The 23,625-nt window shown below is 74.6% G+C and carries 23 protein-coding genes; 8 read left to right on the top strand and 15 right to left on the bottom strand.

Going from position 1 to position 23,625, the window contains the following annotated elements; all coding sequences use genetic code 11:
• Positions 1–5: 5 nt before the first annotated feature.
• The 4 genes from AB0B20_RS06940 to AB0B20_RS06925 all read right to left on the bottom strand — a co-directional run bounded on the left by AB0B20_RS06940 (position 6) and on the right by AB0B20_RS06925 (position 3,347).
• Positions 6–899 carry a septum formation family protein gene (locus AB0B20_RS06940; protein WP_357385494.1) on the bottom strand — a complete coding sequence of 298 codons (894 nt, stop codon included), beginning with the start codon at positions 897–899 and terminating at the stop codon, positions 6–8.
• A 218-nt stretch (positions 900–1,117) separates the two neighbouring features.
• Positions 1,118–1,546 carry an aspartate 1-decarboxylase gene (gene panD, locus AB0B20_RS06935; protein WP_357385492.1) on the bottom strand — a complete coding sequence of 143 codons (429 nt, stop codon included), beginning with the start codon at positions 1,544–1,546 and terminating at the stop codon, positions 1,118–1,120.
• Between the two features lie 29 nt (positions 1,547–1,575).
• Entirely contained in the window at positions 1,576–2,418 is an 843-nt protein-coding gene (panC, locus tag AB0B20_RS06930; RefSeq protein WP_357468837.1) for a pantoate--beta-alanine ligase, read from the bottom strand.
• The gene (locus AB0B20_RS06925; RefSeq protein WP_357468834.1) at positions 2,418–3,347 is read right to left on the bottom strand and encodes a Rossmann-like and DUF2520 domain-containing protein; all 930 of its coding nucleotides are present in this window, start codon (positions 3,345–3,347) and stop codon (positions 2,418–2,420) included. Before AB0B20_RS06925 ends, panC begins: the two co-directional genes overlap by 1 nt.
• Positions 3,348–3,540: 193 nt before the next feature.
• Between AB0B20_RS06925 and AB0B20_RS06920 the strand changes: the two genes are divergently transcribed.
• A complete protein-coding gene (locus AB0B20_RS06920) occupies positions 3,541–4,620 on the top strand; it encodes an SAM-dependent methyltransferase (protein ID WP_357469068.1) in 1,080 nt (359 codons plus the stop codon).
• The gene (locus AB0B20_RS06915) at positions 4,617–5,786 is read left to right on the top strand and encodes an NADH-quinone oxidoreductase subunit D (RefSeq protein WP_013288963.1); all 1,170 of its coding nucleotides are present in this window, start codon (positions 4,617–4,619) and stop codon (positions 5,784–5,786) included. The genes AB0B20_RS06920 and AB0B20_RS06915 overlap by 4 nt, the downstream gene beginning before the upstream one ends.
• A 35-nt stretch (positions 5,787–5,821) precedes the next feature.
• Here AB0B20_RS06915 and AB0B20_RS06910 read toward each other — a convergent pair whose 3' ends face one another.
• The 4 genes from AB0B20_RS06910 to AB0B20_RS06895 form a co-directional block, all read right to left on the bottom strand.
• Positions 5,822–7,768 carry a hypothetical protein gene (locus AB0B20_RS06910; RefSeq protein ID WP_357468831.1) on the bottom strand — a complete coding sequence of 649 codons (1,947 nt, stop codon included), beginning with the start codon at positions 7,766–7,768 and terminating at the stop codon, positions 5,822–5,824.
• 115 nt (positions 7,769–7,883) lie between these two features.
• Entirely contained in the window at positions 7,884–8,888 is a 1,005-nt protein-coding gene (locus AB0B20_RS06905; protein WP_357385484.1) for a glycine betaine ABC transporter substrate-binding protein, read from the bottom strand.
• 152 nt (positions 8,889–9,040) lie between these two features.
• Positions 9,041–9,763, bottom strand: coding sequence for an ABC transporter permease subunit (locus tag AB0B20_RS06900; RefSeq protein ID WP_357468828.1), 723 nt, complete (start codon positions 9,761–9,763; stop codon positions 9,041–9,043).
• Complete coding sequence (locus AB0B20_RS06895) at positions 9,760–10,449, bottom strand: ABC transporter permease (protein WP_357385482.1); 690 nt, start codon at positions 10,447–10,449, stop codon at positions 9,760–9,762. The genes AB0B20_RS06900 and AB0B20_RS06895 overlap by 4 nt, the downstream gene beginning before the upstream one ends.
• 2 nt (positions 10,450–10,451) lie before the next feature.
• On the opposite strand from AB0B20_RS06895, the gene AB0B20_RS06890 reads away from it, so the two are divergent.
• A complete protein-coding gene (locus tag AB0B20_RS06890; protein ID WP_357468825.1) occupies positions 10,452–11,444 on the top strand; it encodes an ATP-binding cassette domain-containing protein in 993 nt (330 codons plus the stop codon).
• Between the two features lie 2 nt (positions 11,445–11,446).
• On the opposite strand, the gene AB0B20_RS06885 is transcribed toward AB0B20_RS06890, so the two are convergent.
• The 7 genes from AB0B20_RS06885 to folP form a co-directional block, all read right to left on the bottom strand.
• Positions 11,447–11,938, bottom strand: coding sequence for a hypothetical protein (locus AB0B20_RS06885; protein WP_357385478.1), 492 nt, complete (start codon positions 11,936–11,938; stop codon positions 11,447–11,449).
• Positions 11,939–12,021: 83 nt separating this feature from the next.
• Positions 12,022–12,324 carry a hypothetical protein gene (locus tag AB0B20_RS06880; protein ID WP_135242344.1) on the bottom strand — a complete coding sequence of 101 codons (303 nt, stop codon included), beginning with the start codon at positions 12,322–12,324 and terminating at the stop codon, positions 12,022–12,024.
• A 60-nt stretch (positions 12,325–12,384) separates the two neighbouring features.
• On the bottom strand, positions 12,385–13,611 hold the full coding sequence (locus AB0B20_RS06875) for an ABC transporter permease (RefSeq protein WP_357468821.1): 1,227 nt from the start codon (positions 13,609–13,611) through the stop codon (positions 12,385–12,387).
• Positions 13,612–13,725: 114 nt separating this feature from the next.
• Positions 13,726–14,214 (bottom strand): DUF3180 domain-containing protein, encoded by a 489-nt coding sequence (locus AB0B20_RS06870; protein WP_120574102.1) that lies wholly within the window; start codon positions 14,212–14,214, stop codon positions 13,726–13,728.
• A gap of 85 nt (positions 14,215–14,299) precedes the next feature.
• On the bottom strand, positions 14,300–14,827 hold the full coding sequence (gene folK, locus AB0B20_RS06865; RefSeq protein ID WP_357385474.1) for a 2-amino-4-hydroxy-6-hydroxymethyldihydropteridine diphosphokinase: 528 nt from the start codon (positions 14,825–14,827) through the stop codon (positions 14,300–14,302).
• Positions 14,824–15,183 carry a dihydroneopterin aldolase gene (gene folB, locus AB0B20_RS06860; RefSeq protein ID WP_357468818.1) on the bottom strand — a complete coding sequence of 120 codons (360 nt, stop codon included), beginning with the start codon at positions 15,181–15,183 and terminating at the stop codon, positions 14,824–14,826. The genes folK and folB overlap by 4 nt, the downstream gene beginning before the upstream one ends.
• Positions 15,180–16,091 (bottom strand): dihydropteroate synthase, encoded by a 912-nt coding sequence (gene folP, locus AB0B20_RS06855; protein ID WP_357468815.1) that lies wholly within the window; start codon positions 16,089–16,091, stop codon positions 15,180–15,182. Before folP ends, folB begins: the two co-directional genes overlap by 4 nt.
• Positions 16,092–16,448: 357 nt before the next feature.
• Between folP and AB0B20_RS06850 the strand changes: the two genes are divergently transcribed.
• From AB0B20_RS06850 to AB0B20_RS06830, 5 genes are all read left to right on the top strand, one after another.
• Positions 16,449–16,763 carry a hypothetical protein gene (locus AB0B20_RS06850; protein ID WP_013288976.1) on the top strand — a complete coding sequence of 105 codons (315 nt, stop codon included), beginning with the start codon at positions 16,449–16,451 and terminating at the stop codon, positions 16,761–16,763.
• 13 nt (positions 16,764–16,776) lie between these two features.
• Complete coding sequence (locus AB0B20_RS06845) at positions 16,777–17,139, top strand: hypothetical protein (protein WP_013288977.1); 363 nt, start codon at positions 16,777–16,779, stop codon at positions 17,137–17,139.
• A gap of 49 nt (positions 17,140–17,188) precedes the next feature.
• Positions 17,189–20,581 (top strand): ATP-binding protein, encoded by a 3,393-nt coding sequence (locus AB0B20_RS06840; protein WP_357468812.1) that lies wholly within the window; start codon positions 17,189–17,191, stop codon positions 20,579–20,581.
• 156 nt (positions 20,582–20,737) lie between these two features.
• Positions 20,738–22,924: an FtsK/SpoIIIE domain-containing protein gene (locus AB0B20_RS06835; RefSeq protein ID WP_357468808.1), complete on the top strand. Its 2,187-nt coding sequence runs from the start codon at positions 20,738–20,740 to the stop codon at positions 22,922–22,924.
• On the top strand, positions 22,921–23,622 hold the full coding sequence (locus tag AB0B20_RS06830; RefSeq protein ID WP_357385457.1) for a hypothetical protein: 702 nt from the start codon (positions 22,921–22,923) through the stop codon (positions 23,620–23,622). The genes AB0B20_RS06835 and AB0B20_RS06830 overlap by 4 nt, the downstream gene beginning before the upstream one ends.
• Positions 23,623–23,625 lie beyond the last annotated feature (3 nt).

Here is a 23,625-nt window from a genome sequence, read left to right as displayed (position 1 = left end):
GTCGGCTACCTCGTCCGGCGCGGCAGGGCGGCCGGTCCGGCGCCCTTGAGCGAGGTGGTCACCGTACGGTCGCTGAGCCACAGGTAACAGCGCACGCCCCGGTCACCGACCGCCCAGCGACCGGCCGCGGGCGGGCGGACCACCACGTCGCTGCGGTAGCGCAGATGGCCGTCGGCGGGCAGCCCGGCATAACGGGCGATCACGGCGAAGCAGCCGTCGTAGAGCGGCGCCCAGTCCTCCGGCTTTGTCGGGTACGGGCGGTCCGGCGCGGCCCACACGCCGACGAACTCGGCGTCGTGTGCCACAGTGCAGGCGATCGGGGTGAGCCGCTGCACGCGGCCCGCCTCCCGTACGGTGCGCTGGCAGCCCAGCCGCAGCGGGGACGGCGTCCTGAGCGCGTCGCGCAGGCTGCCCGTCCGAGTCACCACGGTGGCCGCCGCCTCGGTGGTGGTCAGTTCGGTCAGATCGCACCGGTACCAGCGAGAGCCGGCCGTCCAGCCGACACCCGTCGGCAGCGCCACCGCCAGCCGGAGCCGCCCGGCCCGCCAGTCGTCACCCACGTACCCGGCGGCCCGTTTGTCGCAGTCGGCGAACGCGGTACGCAGCTCGGGTGAGGCGAGCGGTGGCGGGGTGGGCCGGTCCGCTGTGAACGCGCCGACGTGCACCGTCTCCACCCGGTGCGGCAGCTCGCAGCCGACCGGCGCGTACGCGGCCAGCCCGACGCTCGCGGTGAAGTCGGCGACCTGGCAGACCCCGGCAGCCGGGGTGAACGGCGCGGGGGCCGCCATCGCGGCCCAGTCGTCGGTGAGGTCGCCGTCCAGCCCGCCGGTGCCGGCGCAGCCGGCCAGGGCGGCGCTCGCGACAATCGCGGCGACCAGGGCGCTCATCGCACGGCGCATCGCGGCCTCCCCCAGCCGACGACCGTCGATCCCCGACGGTCCGCTCAGGGTAGCCGAAAATGACCTTCCGGTGACAGACCGCGTTCCCCACTCCGCCACCCTCGTCGATCTTGCACTAGTCGCCCCGGCAAGCCGGACAAAAGACGCATCCGAGGGGCCGAAAGTGCAAGATCGACGGGGTGAGAAAGGGCGAGAAAGGGCGAGAACGGCGGGGCGGGTCAGCTCAGGGAGGCGGCGAGGGGGTTGGGGACGGGGGCGCCCGCGGTGCCGGGGGCCGCCGTCGTCGGGTCTGCCGAGAGGTCGACGACCCTGTTGTCGGCGTCGACGTGCACCACCCGGGGGCGGTACGCGCGCGCCTCGGCGTCGTCCATCTGGCCGTACGAGATCAGGATGACCAGGTCGCCGGGGTGCACCAGGTGCGCGGCGGCGCCGTTGATGCCGATCACGCCGCTGCCCCGCCGCCCCGGGATCACGTACGTCTCCAGCCGGGCGCCGTTCGTGATGTCCACGATCGCGACCTGCTCGCCGGGGAGCAGGTCCGCCGCGTCGAGCAGATCCTCGTCCACCGTGACCGAGCCGACGTAGTGCAGGTCGGCCTGGGTCACCGTGGCCCGGTGGATCTTCGACTTGAGCATGGTCCGGAACATCGGGGTGCCTTTCCGCATTCGTGGTGGGGTCAGGGACGCGGCGCGAGGTGGATCGCCGTGTTGTCGATCAGGCGGGTGGCGCCGACCCAGGCCGCGATCAGCAGCCGGGCCGGGCCGTCGACCGGGCCGGGTTCCAGCTGGGTGTCGGTGAGCACCAGATAGTCCAGGCGGGCGTCCGGCGCGTCGAAGGCCCGGTGCGCGGCGGCCAGCACCGCGCCCGCGTCCTCGCCCCGCTCGGCCGCCTCGGCGCCGGCCCGCAACGCGGCGGACAGGCTCAGCGCGGTCCGCCGTTCCTCCGCCGAGAGGTACCGGTTCCGGCTCGACATGGCCAGCCCGTCCGCTTCCCGTACGGTCGGCACGCCGACGATCTCGGTCGGCACGTCGAGGTCGCGGACCATCCGGCGCACCAGGGTGAGCTGCTGATAGTCCTTCTCGCCGAAGAACGCCAGGTCGGGCCGGGTGAGCTGGAGCAGCTTCATGACCACCGTGAGCACGCCGTGGAAGAAGCCGGGACGGCTCAGGCCCTCCAGGTCCTCGCCCAGCGGCCCCGGATTCAGCCCCACTGTCGGGCGTCCCTCCGGGTACATCTCGGTCGCCGAGGGCGCGAACACCACGTCCACCCCGGCCCGGCGGCAGATCTCCAGGTCGGAGTCGAGCGTGCGCGGGTAGCGGTCGAAGTCCTCGTTCGGGCCGAACTGCAACGGGTTCACGAAGATCGTGACGATGACGTGGCCGGCGCGCTCGCGGGCGGCCCGCAGCAGCGCCTCGTGCCCGGCGTGCAGCGCGCCCATGGTCATCACGACGCCGACGGTGCCGGCCATCGCCTCGCGGGCCGCCGCCAGCTCCTTGCGCGTGTGCAGCACCTCGGCCATCAGGCCGCCACCTCGATTCCGTCGAGCACGTTGCGCAGCGCGGCCGCGTCCGCCGGGCGCAGGCGGCCGACCGCGACGGCGCGGTCCGCCGTCCGTCGTGCCAACGCCAGATACGCGGGTACGGATTCCGGCGCGGTCCGCGCCAGCCGGTCCAGATGCCGGCGTACGGTCCCCGCGTCACCCCGCGACACCGGGCCGGTCAGCGCGTCGTCGCCCAGCCGCAGCGCGTTCTCCAGCGCGGCCCGCAGCAGCGGGGCGAGCACCTTCTCCGGCCGCTCCACCCCGGCGTCACGCAGCCGGTCGGCGGACTCGTTGACGAGCGTCACCAGGTGGTTGGCGCCGTGCGCCAGCGCCGCGTGGTAGAGCGGCCGGTCCGCCTCACCCACCCACTCCGGCACACCGCCCAGGTCGGCCACCAGCCGCGTCGCGAACGGACGCAGCTCGGCCGGGGCGGTCACGCCGTAGGAGATGCCCGGCAGGCGGGACAGGTCGTCCGGCGTACCGGTGAAGGTCATCGCCGGGTGCAGCGCGAGCGGCCGGGCGCCCGCCTCGACGACCGGGGCCAGCGCGGCCAGCCCGTGCGCGCCGGAGGTGTGCGCCACCACCTGGCCGGGGCGCAGCGCGCCGCTCGCGGCCAGGTCAGCGACCACGTCCGCGAGCGCGTCGTCCGGGACCGCGACGATCAGCAGGTCGGTGGCGGCGCGCGCCACGGCGGACGCCTCGTGGTGCGGGGTCCGGGGCAGCAGCAGCGCCAGCCGGGCCCTTGTCGCGCCCGAGGCGCCGGACGCGGCGACGACCCGGTGGCCGGCGGCGGCGAGGGCCGCGCCCAGCACGGCGCCGACCCGGCCGGCGCCGAGCACGCCGACGGTGAGGGTACGGGGAGAGACGAGCGGGGCAGCGGTGGCCCGAGGGCGCAGCGGTGCGCTCATGGCAGCGATCCAGTCCTCGAAGGGGGTACCGGTCGATGGCAAGTATGCGCCCGGGTGACAGACCGGAAACAAGGAGGTGTGAAAACCTTCACCGGCCGCCGGAACCGGCCGCTGCGGTGGCGGGCAAACCGCCCGTTCGGGTACGTCCCGTAGGGTCGGCCCGGTGACCTCCCCGCTGCGCTGGCGCGACGCGATGGAGCGGGCGCTGTACGGGCCGGACGGCTTCTTCGTCTCCGGCGGCGGGCCCGCCGCGCACTTCCGCACGAGCGTGCACGCCTCGCCCGCGTTCGCCGCCTGCCTGCTGCGGCAACTCGAACTGGTGGACGCGGCGCTGGGCCACCCCGCGCGGCTGGACGTGGTGGACGTGGGTGCGGGCCGGGGCGAACTGCTCCGGGCGCTGCTGGCGCAGGCCGCACCCGAGCTGGCCGCCCGGATCAACCCGGTAGCGGTGGAACTGTCGCCCCGCCCGGCCGGCCTGCCGCCGGAGATCGCCTGGCAGGCCGACATCCCGGACGCGATAACCGGCCTGCTCCTGGCGACCGAGTGGCTGGACAACGTCCCCGTGGACGTGGCGGTCCACACCGAGGCAGGCTGGCGTCTCCTCCTGGTGAACCCGAAAACCGGCGAGGAGACGGTGGGCCCGCCCCCGTCCCCCACCGGCACCACCTGGCTGACCCACTGGTGGCCCTCACCGTCCGCCCCGCCTCCCTCCCCGGTGATCAAGGAGTTCGTGTCGGCGGAGGGCCCGGATCAGGACACGAACTCCTTGATCACCGGGGAGGGCGAGGGCGGGAGTCGCCGCGGGGTCGGTGGGAGGGGGGAGATCGGGGTGGGGCGGGATCTGGCTTGGGCGGGGGCCGTGGGGAAGGTCGCGCGGGGGTTGGCGCTCGCCGTGGACTACGGGCATCTGCGGGACTCGCGTCCGCTGGACGGGACGTTGACCGGGTACCGGGGTGGACGGCAGGTGCCGCCGGTGCCGGACGGATCGTGCGACGTGACGGCGCACGTCGCCATGGACTCGGTCGCCTCCGCCGGTGAGCGGGTCGCCCGGTGCGCGTACTCCCTGGTCTCGCAGCGGGAGGCGCTGCGGGCGCTCGGGGCCGACGGCGGGCGACCGCCGCTGAGCCTGGCCTCCCGCGACCCGGCCGGCTACCTGCGGGCGCTGGCCGCGGCGTCGGCGGCGGCCGAACTGACCGACCCGGCCGGGCTCGGCGGGCACCTGTGGCTGCGGCAGCCGGTCGGCGTCGCGCTCGACGCGGTCGTGGCACGATGACGGGCATGACCACGGACGCCGCCGACCTCCGCGAGCTCACAGTCGGCACCGGCGCGGGCGGTGAGCAGCTCGGCACCGACATGGTGCTCAACATCGGGCCGCAACACCCGTCGACGCACGGCGTGCTGCGGCTCAAGCTGGTGCTCGACGGGGAGCGGGTGGTCGCCGCCGAACCGATCGTCGGCTACATGCACCGGGGGGCGGAGAAGCTTTTCGAGGTACGCGACTACCGGCAGATCATCGTGCTGGCGAACCGGCACGACTGGCTGTCGGCGTTCTCGAACGAACTGGGCGTGGTGCTCGCCGTCGAGCGGCTGATGGGCATGGAGGTGCCGGAGCGCGCCACCTGGCTGCGGATGGCGCTGGCCGAGCTGAACCGAGTGCTCAACCACCTGATGTTCCTCGGCTCGTACCCGCTGGAGATCGGCGCGATCACGCCGATGTTCTACGCGTTCCGGGAACGCGAGACCATCCAGGCCGTGATGGAGGAGGTCTCCGGCGGCCGGATCCACTACATGTTCAACCGGGTCGGCGGCCTGAAGGAGGAGGTGCCGTCCGGCTGGACCGGACGCGCCCGCGCCGCCATCGCCGAGGTACGCCGACGGATGCCCGACCTCGACAACCTGATCCGGCGCAACGAGATCTTCCTGGCCCGTACCGTCGGGGTCGGCGTGCTGTCCGCCGCCGACGCCGCCGCGTTCGGTGCGTCCGGTCCGGTCGCCCGCGCCTCCGGGCTCGACCTCGACCTGCGCCGCGACGAGCCCTACCTGGCCTACGACCAGCTCGACGTGCCGGTGGTGACGAAGACCGCCGGTGACTGTCACGCCCGCTTCGAGGTGCTGCTCGACCAGGTGTACGTCTCGCTCGACCTCGCCGAGCAGTGCCTGGACCGGGTGGACCGGATCAGCGGACCGGTGAACACCCGGCTGCCGAAGGTGCTGAAGGCGCCCGAGGGGCACACGTACGCCTGGACCGAGAACCCGCTCGGCATCAACGGCTACTACCTGGTGTCCCGGGGCGAGAAGACGCCGTGGCGGATGAAGCTGCGCACCGCCTCGTACGCGAACGTGCAGGCCCTGTCGTCGCTGCTGCCCGGCTGCCTGGTGCCCGACCTGATCGCCATCCTCGGCTCGATGTTCTTCGTGGTGGGCGACATCGACAAGTAACAGCCGTCCGGGCGCTGTCGGTCGATGCGGGCGGTTCAGCCCCAGCGGTCGGTGGCGTCCCGGTGCGGCCGGCCGTGTCCACCGCGCTCTGGGCTGCGCCACTCCGGTTCCGCCGGCCGCCACTCCGGCTCGGGCCGACGCCACTGCGACTCGGGCTGCGGCGTCTCCGGCTGCCGCCATTCCGGCTCGGCCTGGTGCCGTTCCTCCGGCTGACGCCACTCCGGTCCGGGCTGACGCCACTCGGGGGGCGGCTGCCGCCATTCCGGCTGGCCGCTGCGCCGCGCCGGTGGCCGCCACTCCTCCGGCACCGGCACCCCGCCGGCCGGCAGCGCCGGGTTGCTCTCCGCCGACCAGCGGCCCTCCGGCTCGCCCGGCCCGCTCGCGGCCGGACCGCCGCCGCGTACCGACGCCCACCGGTCCTCGACCCGGTACTCGGTGCCGCCGCCGTCGGCGTGCACAGCCGCCCGTCGTTCTCCGAGCCGGATCTCCCGGCCCGCGCCGTCGTCGCGGACGGCGGCCCACCGGTTGCCCGCACTCATCTCGGACCACTGGTCGCCGTCGCTCGCCCGGCCCGCCGGGGCGTCCGGCCCGCCCGCCGCGGCCGCCGGCCACGCGCCCGCCGCCCGGTCGTCACCCCCGCCGGGCCACTGCCGCTGCTCCTCCGCCGCCGTCCGGCCCTGGTCGCTCGACCAGCCGCCCCCGGCGGTCCGCGCGGACCAGCCCGGTTCCCCGCCGGTGCGCCCGGACCAGCCCTGTTCGCCATCGGTACGCGCGGACCAGCCCGGTTCACCGTCGGTACGCGCGGACCAGCCCGGTTCACCGTCGGCGGTCCGGCCGACGCCCGCCCACGGATGGTCGGCACCTGGGCGTCCGGGGTCGTTCCACGAGTGCCTGTCGTCAACGGACTCCGCACCCCGACCACGATCATCAGGAGCGGCCCGACGGCCCGGCCGGTCGCCCGGGTCGCGGTGTCCCGCACGCCAGTGATCGGCCGGGTCCGTGCCACGCGACCGGTCCTCGTCCGACCAGCCGCCGGGGAATCCGCCGTACCGGTTTCCGGCCGGCTCACCACCGCCGACAATCGTGTGCCGGGTGGTGACGTGCACCGTCTCGGTGTGGTGGACCACGCCGACCGGGCGGGCCGCCGGATCGGAGACCCGCGCCGCGCCGTACACCCCGCTCGCCGGCCGGTCCGGACGTACGGTGGCCCGCGCCGGCTCGGCGTCGTGCCGGCCCGTCCGCACCGGGTCGGGTTCGTGACGGCCGGACCGGGGCTGTTCGGATTCGTAGTAATCCGCCCGGGACGGCTCATCGTCGTAACGGCCGGTCCGGGGCGGCTCGGCGTCGTAACGGCCGGGCCGGAGCGGCTCGGCGCCCGCCCTGGGTGAGTCGGAGTCGGTTCCGTAGCGGCCGGCGGCGCCCGCCGGCCAGGCCGGTTCGTCGTCGTCCCGGCCGGCCGGGTGCGCCCGTCCCGCGTCGGACCTGCCGGTGACCGGCACCCGTGCCGCACCGCTCGGGCGCTCCGGCACGGCGGCGGATGCGGACGCGGGCACGGCGGCGGACGCGGGCACGGGCGCTGCGGCGGGTGCGGGCGCGGCGGCCAGTCCGGCGGCTGCCGCGTCGAGCCGATGCCGTACCGCGCCGGCCGCCTCCTCCGCCCGGCGGGCCTGGTCGAGTGCCTGGTTGCCGCGCTGCGCGGCGGCCACGATCTCGGCTCGCAACTCCCGCCGGAGCTGCGCCAGCTCCTCGCGCAGCTCCTCGGTGGCCGCGTCGTCGGAACCGCCCTCCGGCCGCAGCGCCATCGACAGACCGATGAGCACGACGGCGAGGATCGCCAGGACCGCACCGAACCGGAGCGAGCCGTTGCCGTCGGCGATCAGCAGGATGAGCGCGGCCAGGGGCGCCAGCCCCACACCGACCCAGAACAGGACGGTGAGCACCGTGGGCGTGCTCTTGTCGGTGGGCGCGACCGAGGCGGGCATGGCTGAGCAGATTACCGAGAGTTCCACCCGAGGGGAACGGGTCGGCACGACTCGATGCCCGGGCCGCCGAACGGGCCGCCGGCCGGCACGCGTGGCACCGGCCGGCGGTGGTGCGTCAGCTCGTGGCCAGCGCGGCGTCGGAGGAGAAGACCAGGCCGACGCTCGCCGAGCCGGTCTTCAGCGCGTTCTTGGTCTGCGGGCCGCCCGCGTCGAGCGAGCTGAACGAGCCGGCCTTGAAGTCGTAGACCTCGACCAGGCCGGCCTGGCACTTCGGCCGCTGCGGGCACTCCGGCGGCCCGGCCAGCACGGTCGCCTGGCCGGAGCACTTGGCGGCCAGCTCGGAGAGCGTCGAGACGCCGTACTTGTCGGCGAACGCCTTGGTGACGGCGAACGCGTTCTGGTCCTGCGCCTGGGACGGCTGGCCGAAGACCAGGCCGTTCTTGTCACCCTGGCTCTTCAGCGCCGCGACCGTCTTGTCCAGCTCCGGCGAGGAGACGGGCTGCGCGTCCTTGCCGTTGTTCTTGGTGTTGAGGAACTCCGCCATGGTGGCGGCGTACTCCGGGACGACCTGGATCTGGCCCTTCTCCAGCGCCGGCTCGTAGAGCTCCCGGTTGCCGATGGTCTGCACCTTGACCTGGTAGCCGGCGGCGGTGAGCGCGATCTTGTAGAGCTCGGCGATGGTCTGGCTCTCGCTGAAGTTGCCCGCGCCGACTGTGATCTGGCCGCCCGGGCCCTTCTCGATCCCGTCGGTCACGCCGTTGGCGGAGGCGAACTCCTGCGCGGCGACCTGGGGCGTCTTGCGGTCGACGTCGACCGCCCGGTTGAGTTGGATCAGCTTCGGGGTGTCGAGCTTCGCGGAGACCTTGTCGAGCGCGGCGACGAGCTGCGGCGTGGCCGCCTTCGCGTTGATCGCGGGAATGACGTTGTCGGTGTTCTGGAGCTTCTTGTCGTCGGTCAGGACGACGAGCTGGTCACCGGCCACCGGAGCACAGCCCGCCCCCGAGGCGCCCTGCTCGGGCGCGTCGGTGCCGGACGAGCCGGCGTCGCCGCAGCCGGTGAGAAGCGCGGCCGCGGTGAGAGCGCCGATCGCCCCGGCGGCCATTCGTGTACGCGCACGCATGAGTGCCCGCCTTCCGTGTCCCGGCGCGACCCGTCGGGCCGGCCGCGTGTCCGACGGGCGACCCGGACGGCCACCCGCGACTCCAGCCAATATCCTCCAGACCCGACCGACAAACTCGGAGCGGTTTTCGTCACCTGATCGTCACCGACGGCTCAACCGCCGGTCGTCGCCGCCGTCGCGCGGCGGTTCGCCCGCCGGCGTACCCGGCGCAGCGGGCGCGGCGTGACCGCCCGCTCCACCAGCGCGAGCACCCCCTCCACGAGCAGCGCCAACCCGGCCACCAGCACCCCGCCCGCGATGATCTGCCCCCCGCCGGCGGCGATGTCGAGCCCGAAACCGGCCCGGATGATCTGGCCCAGCCCGCCGCCGTTGACGAAGGAGGCGAGCGCCGCGGTGGCCACCACCTGCACCGCCGCGGTACGGAAGCCGGCCGCCAGGTAGGGCACCGCGAGCGGCAGCTCCACCCGGCGCAGCACCTGGCCGCCGGACAGGCCCATCCCCCGGGCCGCGTCCCGGGCCTCCGGGTCGGCCTGCCGCACCCCGGTGTACGCGTTCGCCAGCAGCGGCGGAACCGCGAAGACCGCGAGCGCCACGACCACTGCCGACCGGCCGAAGCCGAGGAACGTCAGCGGGAGGATGGTCAGCAGCGCCAGCGTCGGGATCGCCAGCGTGACGTTGGAGACCAGCAGGACCAGCCCGCCGCCCCGGCCGCTGTGCCCGAGCCAGAGCCCGATCGGCCAGGCCACCAGGCAGCCCAGCAGCACCGCCAGCGCGGACATGCTCAGGTGCTCGCCGAGGCGGTCCAGCACGCCGCCGGGGTTGGTCCAGTTCAGCGGGTCGTTCAGCCAGACCACTGCCTGCTCGACGGGGTTCACCGGGCGGACCTCCCGCGCAGCCAGGGGGTGAGCAGGCGGCCCACGCCCGCCAGCACCAGGTCGAGCACCAGCGCCAGCAGCACGCACAGCACCGTGCCGGTCATGATCTGGGCCTTGTAGAAGTTGTTCTGGAAGCCCGCGAAGATGAGCTGGCCCAGGCCGCCCCGGCCGACCACCACCCCGACCGTGACGAGCGCGACAGTGGACACGGTCGCCAGCCGTACGCCGGTGAGGATGCCCGGCAGCGCCAGCGGCAGCTCGATCCGCAGCAGCCGCCCCCACCTGCCGTACCCCATGCCCTCGGCGGCCTCGCGCACCTCCGGCGGCACCTGGTTCAGCCCGGCCAGCGCGTTGCGCACGATGACCAGCAACGCGTACAGCGCCACGACGGTGAGCACGGTGATCGCGCCGATGCCCAGGTACGGCGCCAGGAACGCGAACAACGCCAGCGACGGGACGGTGTAGAGCACCCCGGTCACCGCCAGGATGGGTGCCGACAGCGACCGGAACCAGTACGCGAGCACCGCCAGCGGCAGCGCCACCAGCGCGGCGATCACCACGGCCCGGCCGGTCAGCCAGGTGTGCTCCCGCAGCGCGGCGAGGATCGTGTCAGAGTTGTCCCGCACGTACTGCCAGGAGAACCACGGATTACCCGGGTCGGCCCGGTAGCTCAGGTGGAGGGACACACGTGGACGGTACCCCGGGGAGCACCGCCGGAGGCGGCGCGGCGTCGATCACGCTGGAGCGCATCCGCAAGCGCTACCCGGACGGCACCGAGGCGGTACGCGAGCTGAGCCTGGAGGTCGCCGCCGGCGAGCTGGTGGTGCTGATCGGCCCGTCCGGCTGCGGCAAGTCGACTGTGCTGCGGATGGTCAACCGGCTGATCGAGCCGACCGGCGGGCGGATCCTGCTCGGCGACGACGACGTCACCCGGGTCGATCCGGTGGCGCTACGCCGCCGCATCGGCTACGTCATCCAGAACGTCGGCCTCTTCCCGCACCAGACCGTCGCCGCGAACGTGGCGACCGTGCCGGGGCTGCTCGGCTGGCCGAAGCAGCGGATCCGGGCCCGGGTCGGCGAGCTGCTGGAGCTCGTCGGTCTGGACCCGGCTCAGTTCAGCAGGCGGTACCCGCACGAGCTGTCCGGCGGGCAGCGGCAGCGCGTCGGCGTGGCCCGGGCGCTCGCCGCCGATCCGGTGGTGCTGCTGATGGACGAGCCGTTCTCGGCGGTGGACCCGATCGTCCGGACCCGCCTGCAGGAGGAGTTCCTGCGGTTGCAGGCCGAGGTACGCAAGACGATCGTGCTGGTCACCCACGACCTCGACGAGGCGGTCCGGCTGGGCGACCGGATCGCGGTGCTCTCCGAGGGCGGCCGGCTGGAGCAGTACGACACGCCCGCCGCGCTGCTCGGCGCGCCCGCCTCGGACTTCGTCCGCGAGTTCGTCGGCGCCGACCGGGGCATCCGGCGGCTCGCTGTCACCCCGGTGACCCGCGCGGTGCTCGACCCGCTCCCGGCCGACGGCGGCGCCGGCCTGCCCACTGTGGCGCTCGGCGACTCGGCGTACGACGCGCTCGGCGCGCTGCTCACCTCCGGCGCCGAGCACGCGGTGGTCACCGAGGAGGGCCGGGCGGTGGGGCTGCTCGCCCGCGCCCGGGTGCTGACGCTGGGCGCTGTGGACTGACCTCAGGCCCGGCCGCCGAGGCTGGCCAGGCCGACGATCCAGCCCGCGAAGAAGCCGTACGTGACACCGGTGCTGGCGGCCTGGAACGCGGCGTACAGCGAGCCGTGCGGGCCGAGGAGCGTGGCGAGCAGGGCACTGAGCCCGGCGGCGAGCGCGTACGCGCCCCAGCCGGAGAGGAACTGGCTGCCCGAGGACGTCACCCGGTCGACCTGCGGGCCGGGCAGGAGGTACAGCAGCGCCGCGGCCAGCACGAGGAGCAGGATCGCCCGGAGATTGGTGGCGAACACGCCCTCGTCGGCCTGCCACCGCCAGGACGGCCAGGCGAGCAGCCGGAGGAACCAGCCACCGGCCCCGGTCGGGTCGGTGCCGCGCTGCGCCCAGTCCACGTACATCGGGCTGCCGCCGACGGCGACGAGCAGGAACGCGGCGAGCATCCCGGTGCCGGCGGCCGTGCCGTACTGGGAGACGGTACGAGGGCGGTTGCTCAGAGCCATGCGGCGGTCAGTTCCCGGCCGGTCCCGCCGGGCAAACCTGCGTAGGCGGGCGGCTGCCGCCGGCCGGCGGGCCGTCATCGACCTCAGTGCTTCATCAGGTAGTCGATGAAGGCGGCGCGCAGCAGCGGCGCGGACTCGTCGTAGCCGTGCCCGGTCAGCTCACGCCAGAGCGCGTTCGCCTCGTCGATGGTCGGGCCGATCGAGTTCGGCGCCCCGTCCAGCGCGGCGGCCTCGTCGGCGTTGGGCAGGTGCCGCAGGACCGACCAGAAGAAGCCCACGTCGCGGCGGTCGCGCGCCAGGTTGAACGCCTGCTCGCGCAGTTCCTCGGTGGAGAGCTTGTCGAGCTCGTCGAAGGTGCGGCCGCCGGGGGCAGGAGTATCGGTCATGCCGCCGAGCCTAACCGGAGAGATCAGTCCCGGCGCGCGGGACGCACGGCCACCGCCGGGTCAGCGATCGTCGGCGTCCCAGCGCCGGGGTTCGCTGTCCCAGCGCTGGGCCTCCCATGCCTCGACCGGGGTCTCGTGCTCGCGTACCGGCAGCACCGACGGCCAGGTGTCGCCCGGCTGGGGCGCCGGGGTCATCGTCCAGCCGCCACTCGACGCGCCGTCCCGGGCCGGGCGGACCGGACCGGGTCCGACCGGCGCCGCCGGGCGCGGCCGGCCGAACGTCTCGACCAGCCGGGTGACGAGCAGGCCGACGCCGAGCACGGCACCACCCAGCGCCCACCGGCTGACCGTCCAGCCGTACGGCACGGTCCAGGCCAGGAACACCACCACCAGGCAGACCGCGAACAGGGTGCCGAAGATGCCGCCTCGGCGTCCGTACGCGCTGGTGCCGGCGAGCATCGCCGTGCCGATCGCCAGCACGGTCCAGTCCAGCCCGGTGCCGGGCGCGACCTGACCGTCCCCGTTCGCCGCGAGCAGCACGCCGGCGAGCATCGCCAGCACGGTGGACCCGACGAGCGCCAGCGCGGTCACCGTGGCGGCCACCGCGCCGCGCCGCCGGGCCGGGTCGGCGACCGGCCGGAACCGGCCGATCAGCCGGCGTACCGGCTTCATCGCGGCGAACAGGCCACCGAGGACGGCGACCGCGGCGAAGCCGACGAAGAGGTACAGCGCGCTGCGGCGGGGGTCGTAGTCCCCCTGCACGGTGACCGGGCCGGTCCGCCGTTCCAGGTAGACGATCACGCCGGCCGCCCCGGCCAGGCTCGCCGCCCAGCCGGGCACGTGCAGCACCACGACGGCCAGGGCGAGTGCAAGCCCGGCCACCGCCGCCACCCCGAGCGCCGGCAGCAGCGCCTCCCGTACGCCCCGGTCGCCCTGCTCGGCGAAGTGCAGCGCGGAGGCCAGCGCGACCGGGCCGATCGCCAGGTTCACCGCGCCGGCCCGCAGGCTCAGGCCGGCGGCGAGGGTGAACAGGCCGAGCGCGGCCACGTCGACGAGCAGCGTCTTCAGGGCGCCGCCGCGCAGCGCGTCCGAGTCCTCCCGCCAGAGCAGCCAGGCCATCGCGACCAGCGCGGCCAGCAGCACGAACTCCCAGAGCACGTGCACCGCGATCCGGTCCCGGCCGGGTTCGCCGTGTGCCGGGTCGTCGAAGACGTTCTCCAGTACGGCAGCGGGCACCCCGGACGACGTCTCCGGCGGCGCTGTCCGGCCCGCATCGTCGTACGCCATTGGCTCGCGCCTCCCCAGGTGGCCGCGTCCGGCCCACGGGCGGGCGGACCGGTGGCGGCCGTCGCTCTCCGGTCGCCCAGGGACGGTACCGCCGGGCCGGGGTGGGGGGAACCCTCAGAGACGGCCGCGGGGCGTCTCCCGGTCGCCCGGCTCGCGGTCCTCGTCGTCCTCCTGCTCCGGGACCCGGCAGGAGCGTTCCAGCCAGAGCGCGGCCGCGACCAGCGCGAGCGCGGCGATCAGGCCGCCGAGCGCGGCGGGCCGGTCGCCCACCGCCGCGTTCGTGCGCTCGACGAACAGCCAGCCGGTCAGCCCCGCGTAGAAGCCGGCGAAGATGGCACCGGCCAGCGCGGACGCCTTGGCCAGCACCACGAACCGGGCCACCAGCAGCGGGTTCACCGGCTCCCGGCCGGGCCGCCGCTCGATCCGGCCGCGCGTGTTGACCGCGGCGTAGCCCTCCAGCACGGCCAGCCCGGCCAGCGTGATCACCGGCAGCCAGGGCAGGTCGGGCGCGAAGTCGTAGTAGAAGCCGCTGATCAGCAGCCAGGCCACCGCGGCGGCGGCCAGACCGGCCACCACCAGCGTGGAGGCCCGGGTCGGGCCCATCCGGAAGCGGTCGGGCCCCTGCGGGGAGCGCGCGGTGCTCACCGCGCCTCCTCGGCTCGCGACGGCGGGGCCGCACTCCAGCGGGTCATGTTTCCGACTCTAGCGTCAGATCCGGTCGCGGGCTCAGTTCCAGCGCGTCCCCGGCCAGCGGCTCGGCGTTGAGCAGGTCGGTCAGCCAGCCGTGCCCGGGTAGCCGGCCGTGCGGCTCGATGTCGATCCACGGGCGCAGCACGAAGGCGCGCAGGTGGGCCCGGGGGTGCGGCACCGTCAGCTCGGCGTCGTCGCGGAGCACCGGCTCACCGGCGTCGTCCCAGACCGCGATCACGTCCACGTCCAGCGTGCGCGGCCCGTACCGCCGTCGCGGGTCGCGGTCGCGCCCGGCCGCCGCCTCCGCGGCCCGGGCGCGGGCCAGCCAGTCCTCGGGCGCCGCCGCCGGGTCCGCGACCATCACCACCGCGTTCAGGTACGCGGGCTGGTCGGCGTCCCCCCACGGTGGAGTCTCGTAGACGCCGGAGACCAGCAGCACCCGGTCGCCGAGCGCGGCCACGGCGCCACGCAGGTGGCCGAGACGGTCGCCCAGGTTGCTGCCGATCGACAGCACGGCCCGGGTCACCGGTTACGCCGCATCGTGACGGCGACGTCCCGGAAGGCGTGCGGGATCGGGGCCTCGGGCTTGTGCACGGTCACCGTCGCGGCCTCCACCAGCGGCTCGGCCAGGCAGACCGCGAGCAGCCGGTCGGCGAGTGTCTCGATCAGGTTCACCGGCTCGCCGGTGATGACCGCGACCAGACGTTCGGCCAGCTCGCCGTAGTGCACGGTGTCGGTCACCTCGTCCGAGCCGGCGGCCGGGCCGAGGTCCAGTTCGAGCACCGCGTCGACCACGAACTCCTGGCCCTGCGCGCGCTCGAAGTCGTAGACGCCGTGGCGGCCGTGCGCGCGCAGGCCGGTCAGCTCGATCCGGTCGGTCACCTGTCGCCTCCGCTCAGGCCGGTGGTCGCTGCTGTCCGCGACGCGGTCGCCGGCCGTGCGCCGGTCGCGGCGGCCAGCCGGGGGCTGCCGGTGGCCCGCCAGACGGCGAGCGCGTCGGCGGTGCCGCGGACGTCGTGCACGCGCACCCCCCAGGCGCCGGCCGCGACGGCGAGCACGCTGGTCGCGACGGTCGCGGCCTCCCGCCCGGCGGTGGGCCGGGGTTCGCCCGCCGGGTCGGCGAGCAGCCGGCCCAGGTAGGACTTGCGGCTGGCCCCGAACAGCACCGGAAAGCCCAGCTCGACCAGCTCCGGCAGGCGGGCGCTGAGCGCCCAGTTGTGCGCGGCGGTCTTGGCGAAGCCCAGGCCCGGGTCGACGATGATCCGGTCGGCGGCGACCCCGGCGGCGAGCGCGGCGTCGACGCGCCGGCTCAGCTCGTCCCGGACGTCGGCCACCACGTCGGTGTACGTGGCCAGCTCACGCATCCCCCGGGAGTGCCCCCGCCAGTGCATGAGCACCCAGGGGCAGCCCGCGTCGCAGACCACCCGGGCCATGTCCGGATCGGCGAGGCCGCCGGAGACGTCGTTCACCGCGTACGCGCCGGCGGCGAGGACGGCCTCGGCGACCCGGGCGCGACTGGTGTCGATGCTGACCAGAATCCCGGCGGCGCTCAGCTCGCGGACCACAGGCAGCACCCGGGCGGTCTCCGTCTCCGGGTCGACCCGGTCGGCGCCCGGCCGGGTGGACTCGCCACCCACGTCGATCAGGTCCGCGCCGTCGGAGCGCAGTCGCACCCCGTGTGCGACGGCCGCGTCCAGATCGGCGTATCTGCCGCCGTCGGAGAAGGAGTCGGGCGTGACGTTGAGGACGCCCATCACCACCGGGTTCTCCGCCCGTACCAGATCGGTCACGGCCCGACAGTACCGTTCGCCGCCAGGGCTTCCGGCCACCGGTCGAACGCGGAACGCGGCACCCCTGACGTGCGCATTGGAACAGGTGTACGATCGGTCATCCGGGCATTCGGGGGTCGACTCTTCACGGCTTGTCGCAAAGGTGGCCGGGCCGTACGCTTTGGAATTGCCCAGCATCGAGATGGCGAAGCCTGGAGGGAGGGCCGAAGCGGGAAGAATCCCCCCAAAACTCACCACTCTGCGTGGTGGGTGACGGACGCAGCGTTTACGGCGCTGTCTCTGACGAGCACCATCCCGCCAGGCTTGCCTACTTGCACCAACGCGGCGCCGCCGGCCGCGACCTTGGGGAGGTTTCCAGTGATCGCCATCGAGCTCATGGCAACGGCATCCAGTGCCGTCGACCACGCGCTCCACACCCTGGCGTCGACTCCACTCGCCGAGCCGGCCCCGAAGGGCATCGACACCGACAACGTCGTCACCTTCTTCGCCAGCAAGATCGCGCCGATCCTGCTCGCGGTCCTCGGCGTGATCTTCATCGGCCGGGCCAGCCGGGGTGAGATCTCGAAGGTGCTGACCAGCTCGGCCATCGCCATCATCGGCCTGGCCTTCATCGCCGGGGCGGCAACACTGTTCTTCGTCGGCGACTACCTGATCAACCTGATCTTCGAGTAGGGCGCGGGCGACGATGCGGCTGCGCACCGACGACGACATCTACCGGGCACGCCTCGTCTACCTGGGGCCGCCCGGGTACACCCTTCCCGTCCATCTGCCGTACGCCCAGTACGGCCTGTTCATGCTGCTCGTACCCCTCTACATGTTCATCCACTGGTTGTTCACGCTCCAGGTCGAGCTGTTCCCCGCCTGGGAGATCTCGCTGGCGATCGTGACGACCTCGTTCATCTTCCGGTACGTCGACCCGGACCGACCCGCGCGAATGGTCATCCGGACCGCGCTGACCGACTGGCGACGCACCCGGGAACCGGCCACCGAGCAGCGGGATCCGCGGCTCGTGGCGAGCCGGATCAGGATCCGGGAGGAACTGGCATGACCGGGCGTACGACAACCGTGCAGACGAACGATGCGGGTGAGGCGGTCGCATGAGTCGCTCTTCCACGCCGGGTTCCCCGGCCGGGCGCCCGGCCGGGCCCAACGGTAACCGTGCGCGATCGTTCGACTACCCACCGGACGAGGATCTGGACGAGGTGGTCCTGGACAGCGCGCTCGTCACCAGCCCCGGGCACGGCCGCGTCGGCGTCTTCCAGCCGCCGCGGCCGATGACACCGCGTGAACCGGTACGCCCCGACGGCGACATCGACTCGCCCTTCCTCGACCTGTTCGGCGGCGCGCAGCCCCGGCGGCGACCCGCCGCGTCCGCGCCACCCTCGCCGGTCGAGCCGGTGGTGGCGCCGCCCCGCCGCGGCGTCGGCCGCGAGCCCCTGCCGATCCCGCACCAGCCCGCCGTCCCGATCGAGCCGGCCCCGCGGCCCGAACCGGAACCGCCGGTCCGCGAGCAGGCCCCGGGGGTACGCGCCGTCGGGCGTCCCCGGCCCGCGCCCACGCACGCCGCGCCGCCGCCGGTCGAGCCGTCCCTGCCCGACCCGCCAGCGGTCCTCGCCCCGCCGCCGCCGTCCCGTAGCCGGGTTCCGCAGCAGGCCGGTGACCGGCTGCCCGTGCTCCGCCCTCCGGCCGAGCCGGAGCCGGCGCTACCGCCGCCCCCGCAGATCCCCGCGCCGCCCGTGACCGTCGCCGCGCCCGCCCCGGCCGAGCACCGGGAACCGGACCTCGCCCCGGCCGAGCCGCTCGCGACCGGCACGGCGCCCTCGCGTGAGGTGGGCCGCCCGGAGCACCGCGAGGTGACGCCGCCCCGGCAACGCACGCCGGAACGCCGGAACCGGCCGACCAAACCGGCCCGGGTCCGCGCCCCGAAGATCAAGTTCGGCGATCGGGACCCGTCGGTCGAGCTGGCCATCACCGAGATCGCCGGTCACCTCACCTTCACTCCGAACACGGTCACCGCCTGGTACTGGCTGCCCGAGGTGCGGTGGGCGTTCCGGCCGGACGCGGAACGCGAGGCGCTGCTCTCGGCGATCTCCGAGCAGTACGCCGGCCTCGCCGGCTTCCGGCTGCACCTGCGCCGGACCACAAGGCCCTTCCCGGCCGACGAGTGGGCCCGCACCATCGACGCGCACACCGTCGCCCCGCTGCCCGACGTGCCCGGCACCACCGGCTGGGCCGATCACCTGGTCGCCGCCCAGCGGCACCTGATGGCGGTCAACCACGCCGAGGGCCAGACCTACCTCGGTGTCACGTTCGCCCGCCGGTCACTCGGCGACTCGCTCACCGAACGACTGTTGCGTACGTTCGGCCGGGGCACCGCCGACGGCGAGCGGCGCCGGCTGAGCCGTACCGTCGAGCAGTTCGACGAGGTCCTCGGCGCGTTCGGCATGCGCGGGCGGCGGGTCACCGCGCCCGAGCTGGAATGGCTGCTCTACCGGTCGGTGGCGCTGTGCATGGCGCCGCCCGGCGTCCTCTCCCCGATCACGAACGGCCGGTGGGAACGCGGCGATCTGCTGGCCCTCACCGAGCAGGTCGAGCGCTACCGCACCCCGTACGGCTCGACGGTGAAGCTGGTCAACCGGATGACCGGCGAGGAGCGCCACGTCGCGGTGCTCGCGGTCGGCCGGATGGAGCCGCTGGAGATCCCCGAACGGCACGAGCCCTGGCTGCACTTCCACGAGCGGCTGCCGTGGCCGATGGAGTTGTCCACCCGGGTCGACATCCTCGGTCCCAACGACTCCTTCCGGAACCTCGAACACCGGCTCCGGATGATCCGCTCCCAGCAGCTCGACTACGCCGAGCACGGCATCGACGCGCCACCGGAGCTGGAACGGCTGGCCAAGCGCGCGCTGGTGATCGGCGACGAGATGACCACCGGCCTGCCCGTCGACTCGGCCCGGGCACACGGCTGGCACCGCATCGCGGTCGGCGGGCGGACCCGGGAGGAGTGCCTGGAGCGGGCCCGGCGGCTCATCCAGCTCTACTCCCGCGAGCTGCGGATCTCGCTCCAGCACCCGAAGAACCAGGACTGGCTGGCCCGCGAGTTCATCCCCGGCGAACCGATCGCCAACACCGGCTACGTCCGGCGGATGCCCGTCAACCTGCTGGCCGCCGCGCTGCCGCAGGCCGCGTCCACTGTCGGCGACCGGCGCGGCGACCTGATCGGGCGCACCGCCGGCACCTGCCGCCGGCCCGTCTTCCTCGACCTGCACTTCCCGATGGAGGTACGCGAGCGCTCCGGCCTCGCCGTCTTCGTCGCCGAACCCGGCGGTGGCAAGTCGACGCTGCTCGGCGCGCTCGGCTACCTGGCCGCACGCCGTGGCGTACAGGTGACGCTGCTCGACCCGTCCGGTCCGCTGGCCCGGCTGTGCGCCATGCCCGAGCTGGCACCGTACTCCCGGGTGCTCAACCTGACCGGCTCGGAGCAGGGCACGCTCGCGCCGTACGCGCTGATCCCGACGCCGCTGCGCAGCGAGTTCGGCGCCGGCCCGGCGGGCGACCGTGAGTTCGAGATCGCCGTGTCGAACGCCCGCGCCGAGCGCCGGATGCTGGTGCAGGACATCTGCATGATGCTGGTGCCGCCGCAGGTGGCCCGGGAGGCGTCCACCGCCACGCTGTTCCGGCACGCCGTACGCCAGGTGCCCGCCGAGGAGACCTCCACGCTCGACGACGTGGTCACCTGCCTGCAAGGGCTCGACGACGACGCCGGTCGCGAGCTGGCCCACCTGCTGCTCGACACCGCCGAGATGCCGCTGGCCATGCTCTTCTTCGGCCGGCCGCCGGAGGGGCTGCTCGGTGCCGACGCCGCGCTCACCGTCATCACCATGGCCGGCCTGCGGCTCCCCGACCTCAAGATCGAGCGGGAGTACTGGTCGGCCGAGGAGGCCCTCGCGTTGCCGATGCTGCACACCGCGCACCGGCTCGCGGTACGCCGCTGCTACGGCGGGTCGATGTCCTCGCGGAAGCTGGTCGGCCTCGACGAGGCGCACTTCATGGAGGGCTGGCGCTCCGGCCGGTCGTTCCTGGTCCGGCTCGCCCGCGACTCCCGCAAGTGGAACCTGGCCGCGCTGGTCGCCTCGCAGAACCCGAAGGACATCCTCGGCCTCGACGTGCAGAACCTCGTCTCCACCGTCTTCGTCGGCCGGATCGCCGAGGACAGCGAGATCGCCTCCGAGGCGCTACGCCTGCTGCGGGTGCCCGTGGACGACGGGTACGAGGCGACACTCGCCTCCCTCTCCCAGGCCGACAGCGGGTCGGCCAACCGGCTCGGCTTCCGCGAGTTCGTCATGCGCGACGTCGACGGGCGCGTGCAGAAGGTCCGGGTCGACGTGTCGTACGTCGACGGGCTGCTGGAGCACCTGGACACCACCCCCGCCGCGGTCGCCCAGGCCGCCGGGATACTGCCGACCGTCCTGGCTGATCTGGAGGCGTGACATGGCGAGGGCCCGGGCACGGATCACGGCGCTCCTCCTCGCGCTCGGCGTACTCGCCGGGGCCACGATCTCCTGGCCGGTGATCGGGGGTGCCACACCCGCGTACGCCGCCGCGCCGGTCGCCCAGGCGCGCGCCGAGCTGTGCAGCACCAAGGAGTGGCAGGCCGACTTCCGGTCCTGCTGGTCCGCGCGGTCGACGGCTGCTCCGGTGCGACATTCGCCGGGTACGCGCCGCTGGCCGACGCCGGGCTGTTGCCTCCGCCCGCCACCGACCTCGCCGGAATGCGCGCGGTGCTGGCCGAGGCCGAGCAGTGGATGGCGGCCGGAACCGCCCGGCAGCGCGGGCACGACCGGACGCTGCTGCTCGTGGTCGCCGCGCTACCAGGCGGTACGACCACAGCCGACCTGGACCGGCTCGCCGGACTGGCCGAGGGTGGGCCGCGCGCCGGGCTGCATCTGGTGCTCGCCGGCTGGCCGGACGGCAGCCCGCTGCCGCGTGCCACACCGGTGACGGTGCGCACCGCGTACGCGCTTGTCGGCGACCCGCCCGGTGCCGGCTTCAGCAGTCCCGGCACCGAGCCGCCGGGCGGGCTGAACTCGCCCGTGTTCCTCGACGAGGACCCGCCCGCCGAGCTGGTCGCCGACGTGTGTGCGCGGCTGGCCCGGCAGATCGAGGACGGCTCGCGTCTGTCCCTGCGTGACCTGCTGCCGGCGGACGGTTTCTGGGCGGCCGGCTCGGCGGACGGGCTGAGCACCACAGTGGGTGACGCCGCCGGGCGTCCGGTCAGCCTGGGCTTCACCGAGCTGACCCCGCACTGGCTGGTCAGCGGCCGGGGTCAGGCGGGCCGGTCGGCGTTCCTGACCGACGCGTTGTTCGGACTCGCCGCCCGGTACGGCCCGGACGAGCTGGCGCTCTACCTGGCCGACCTGGCCGACGGCGAGTCCTTCGTGGAGTTCCTCCAGACCGAGCGGGACCGTTCCTGGGTGCCGCAGGTGCGCGCCGCCGGGATGGCTGCCGACCGGGAGTACGTGGCCGCCCTGTTCGGCGAGCTGGCGGCGGAACTGCGCCGCCGCGAGGAGGCGTCCCGGCGGGCCGGTGGGCAGCGCTACACCGAGCTGCGGCAGCACCAGCCGCTGCCCCGGATCGTCTGCGTGGTCGACAACTTCCCGATGGCGCTACGCGAGCGGGACCGCCTCGCCGCCGACCTGCTGGCCCGGTTGGACGCTCTCGCCCGCGCCGGCCGCTCGTACGGGATCCACCTGGTGCTGGCCGGCGAGGGTGACCTGGGTATCGGCGGTCCGCGTGACCCGCTGCTCGGCCAGTTCCCGGTGCGGGTGGCGCTGCCCGGCGGCTCGGCGGTGCTGGAACCGGCGAACGACTCGGCGGCCGGGCTGCCGGTGGGCAGCGCGGTGGTGAACACGGCGGGTGGCCTGGGCGGGCCGCGCGGCGCGACCCGGGGGCACGAGCGGATGATCCGCTTCCCGGATCCGTACGAGGACCCCGAGGTCCTCACCGACCTGCGGCGACGGCTCTGGGAGGCACGGGACGAGGCGGCGACGCCGCCGGTGGTCTTCGCCGGGTACGCCCGCCCGCTGCTGGCGAACGATCCTCGGCACCGGGCCGCGCTCGCCGGCCGCGCCCACGGGCCCGCCGCGTTGCTGGGCCGGGCGGTGGACGTGCGCCGGTCCACGGTGACGGTGCCGCTGGGGCCGGGCGCGGGACGGAACCTGGCCGTCCTGGGGCGGGACGAGGAGGCGGAGCGCCTGCTGGTGACGGCTGTTCGCAGTGCGGCGGCGGCACAGCCGGGCGCGGTCCGGTTCGTGCTGGCGCCGCTGGCGAACGGGTCGGCCGAGCCGGCCGGGGCGCTCGCCGCCGAGCTGGCCGGGCGGCACCGGGTGGAGACCGTCGACGCGGCCGGGCTGAGGGACGCCATGGCGTCGGACGAGCCGGGTTACCTGGTGGTGTTCGGGCTGGACGTGCCGGACGCCTCCGAGCTGCCGCCCGACCTGCTTCGGTCGCTGCTGGTGGAGGGCCCGCCGGCCGGCCGGCACCTGCTCGGCTGGTGGCGGACGCCGGCTCCGCTGGCCGGGCTGCTCGGCCCGGAGGGCGAGGTGGACAAGCTCACCGCCGTGGCGGTCACGGACGTGCCGGGCGGCCGGCTGGAGCAGCTCTTCGACCGCCCGGTGTGGTGGCGGCCCCGGCCGGGCCGCGCGGTGCTCTGGGACGGCCCGGACGAGCAGGGCACGGTTTTCGTGCCGTTCGGCACGACCGGGGCGGCGGCGACCGCGCGGGTCGAGCCGGACCGGCGGGCGACGGACCGCACCGGGGAGGGCACGGCATGAGTGAGACCGGCACGACCGTACCGGGGCCCCGCTCGGGTGGGCCGGCCACGGTGGCGGATCCCGCCGAGTCGGCCTGGGCGGAGTATGTCGCCGCCGCGCGGGCGCTCGACGGCGTACGCCGGGCGGCGGCCACCGCCGCCGGGGAGCAGGCACGGTCGGTGGCCGCGGCCCGCGAGGAGCTGACCGTGGTACGGGAACGGCTGGCGCCGCAGCAGTCCCGGCTGCGTGAGCTGGGCGTACCGGCGTTGTCGCTGGTCCCGACGCCGCCGGAGGTGACCGAGGCGGCCCGGTCGATGGCGGGTGGGCCGTCGGCGGTGCTGGCGGCGCTGCGCGCGGCCGGAGACTGGGCGGATGCGGCGGACGACACGCTGAGCGCGCGTGGCCTGCCCCGGCTGGCGCGGTGGCCCGCCCGTCCGCGCAACCTTCTGGTGTACGGGCCGCTGGCGCTCGTGGTGCCGCTGCTCCAGCTCGTGCTGTACGCGGTCGCCGGTCCGGGCCCGGTGACGGTGCTGGCGCTGCTGGTCGGACTGCCGCTGCCGGCTGTCGCGTTCATGCTGGGCTGGCTCGCGGTGGGGCGTGTCTTCCGTCCGCGTCCCACCGACCGGGTGGACCGGACGCCGCGCTTCGGTGCCCTGGTCTGCCTGGTGCCGGCGGTGCTCACCGCCGCCGGGCTGCTGCTCGCCATGCTGCCGGACTGACGA

Source organism: Micromonospora sp. NPDC049151 (assembly GCF_040648395.1).
Classification (GTDB): Bacteria; Actinomycetota; Actinomycetes; order Mycobacteriales; family Micromonosporaceae; genus Micromonospora.
Note: the sequence above shows the minus strand (reverse complement) of the source record. Positions and strands in the feature narration are given on the sequence as shown.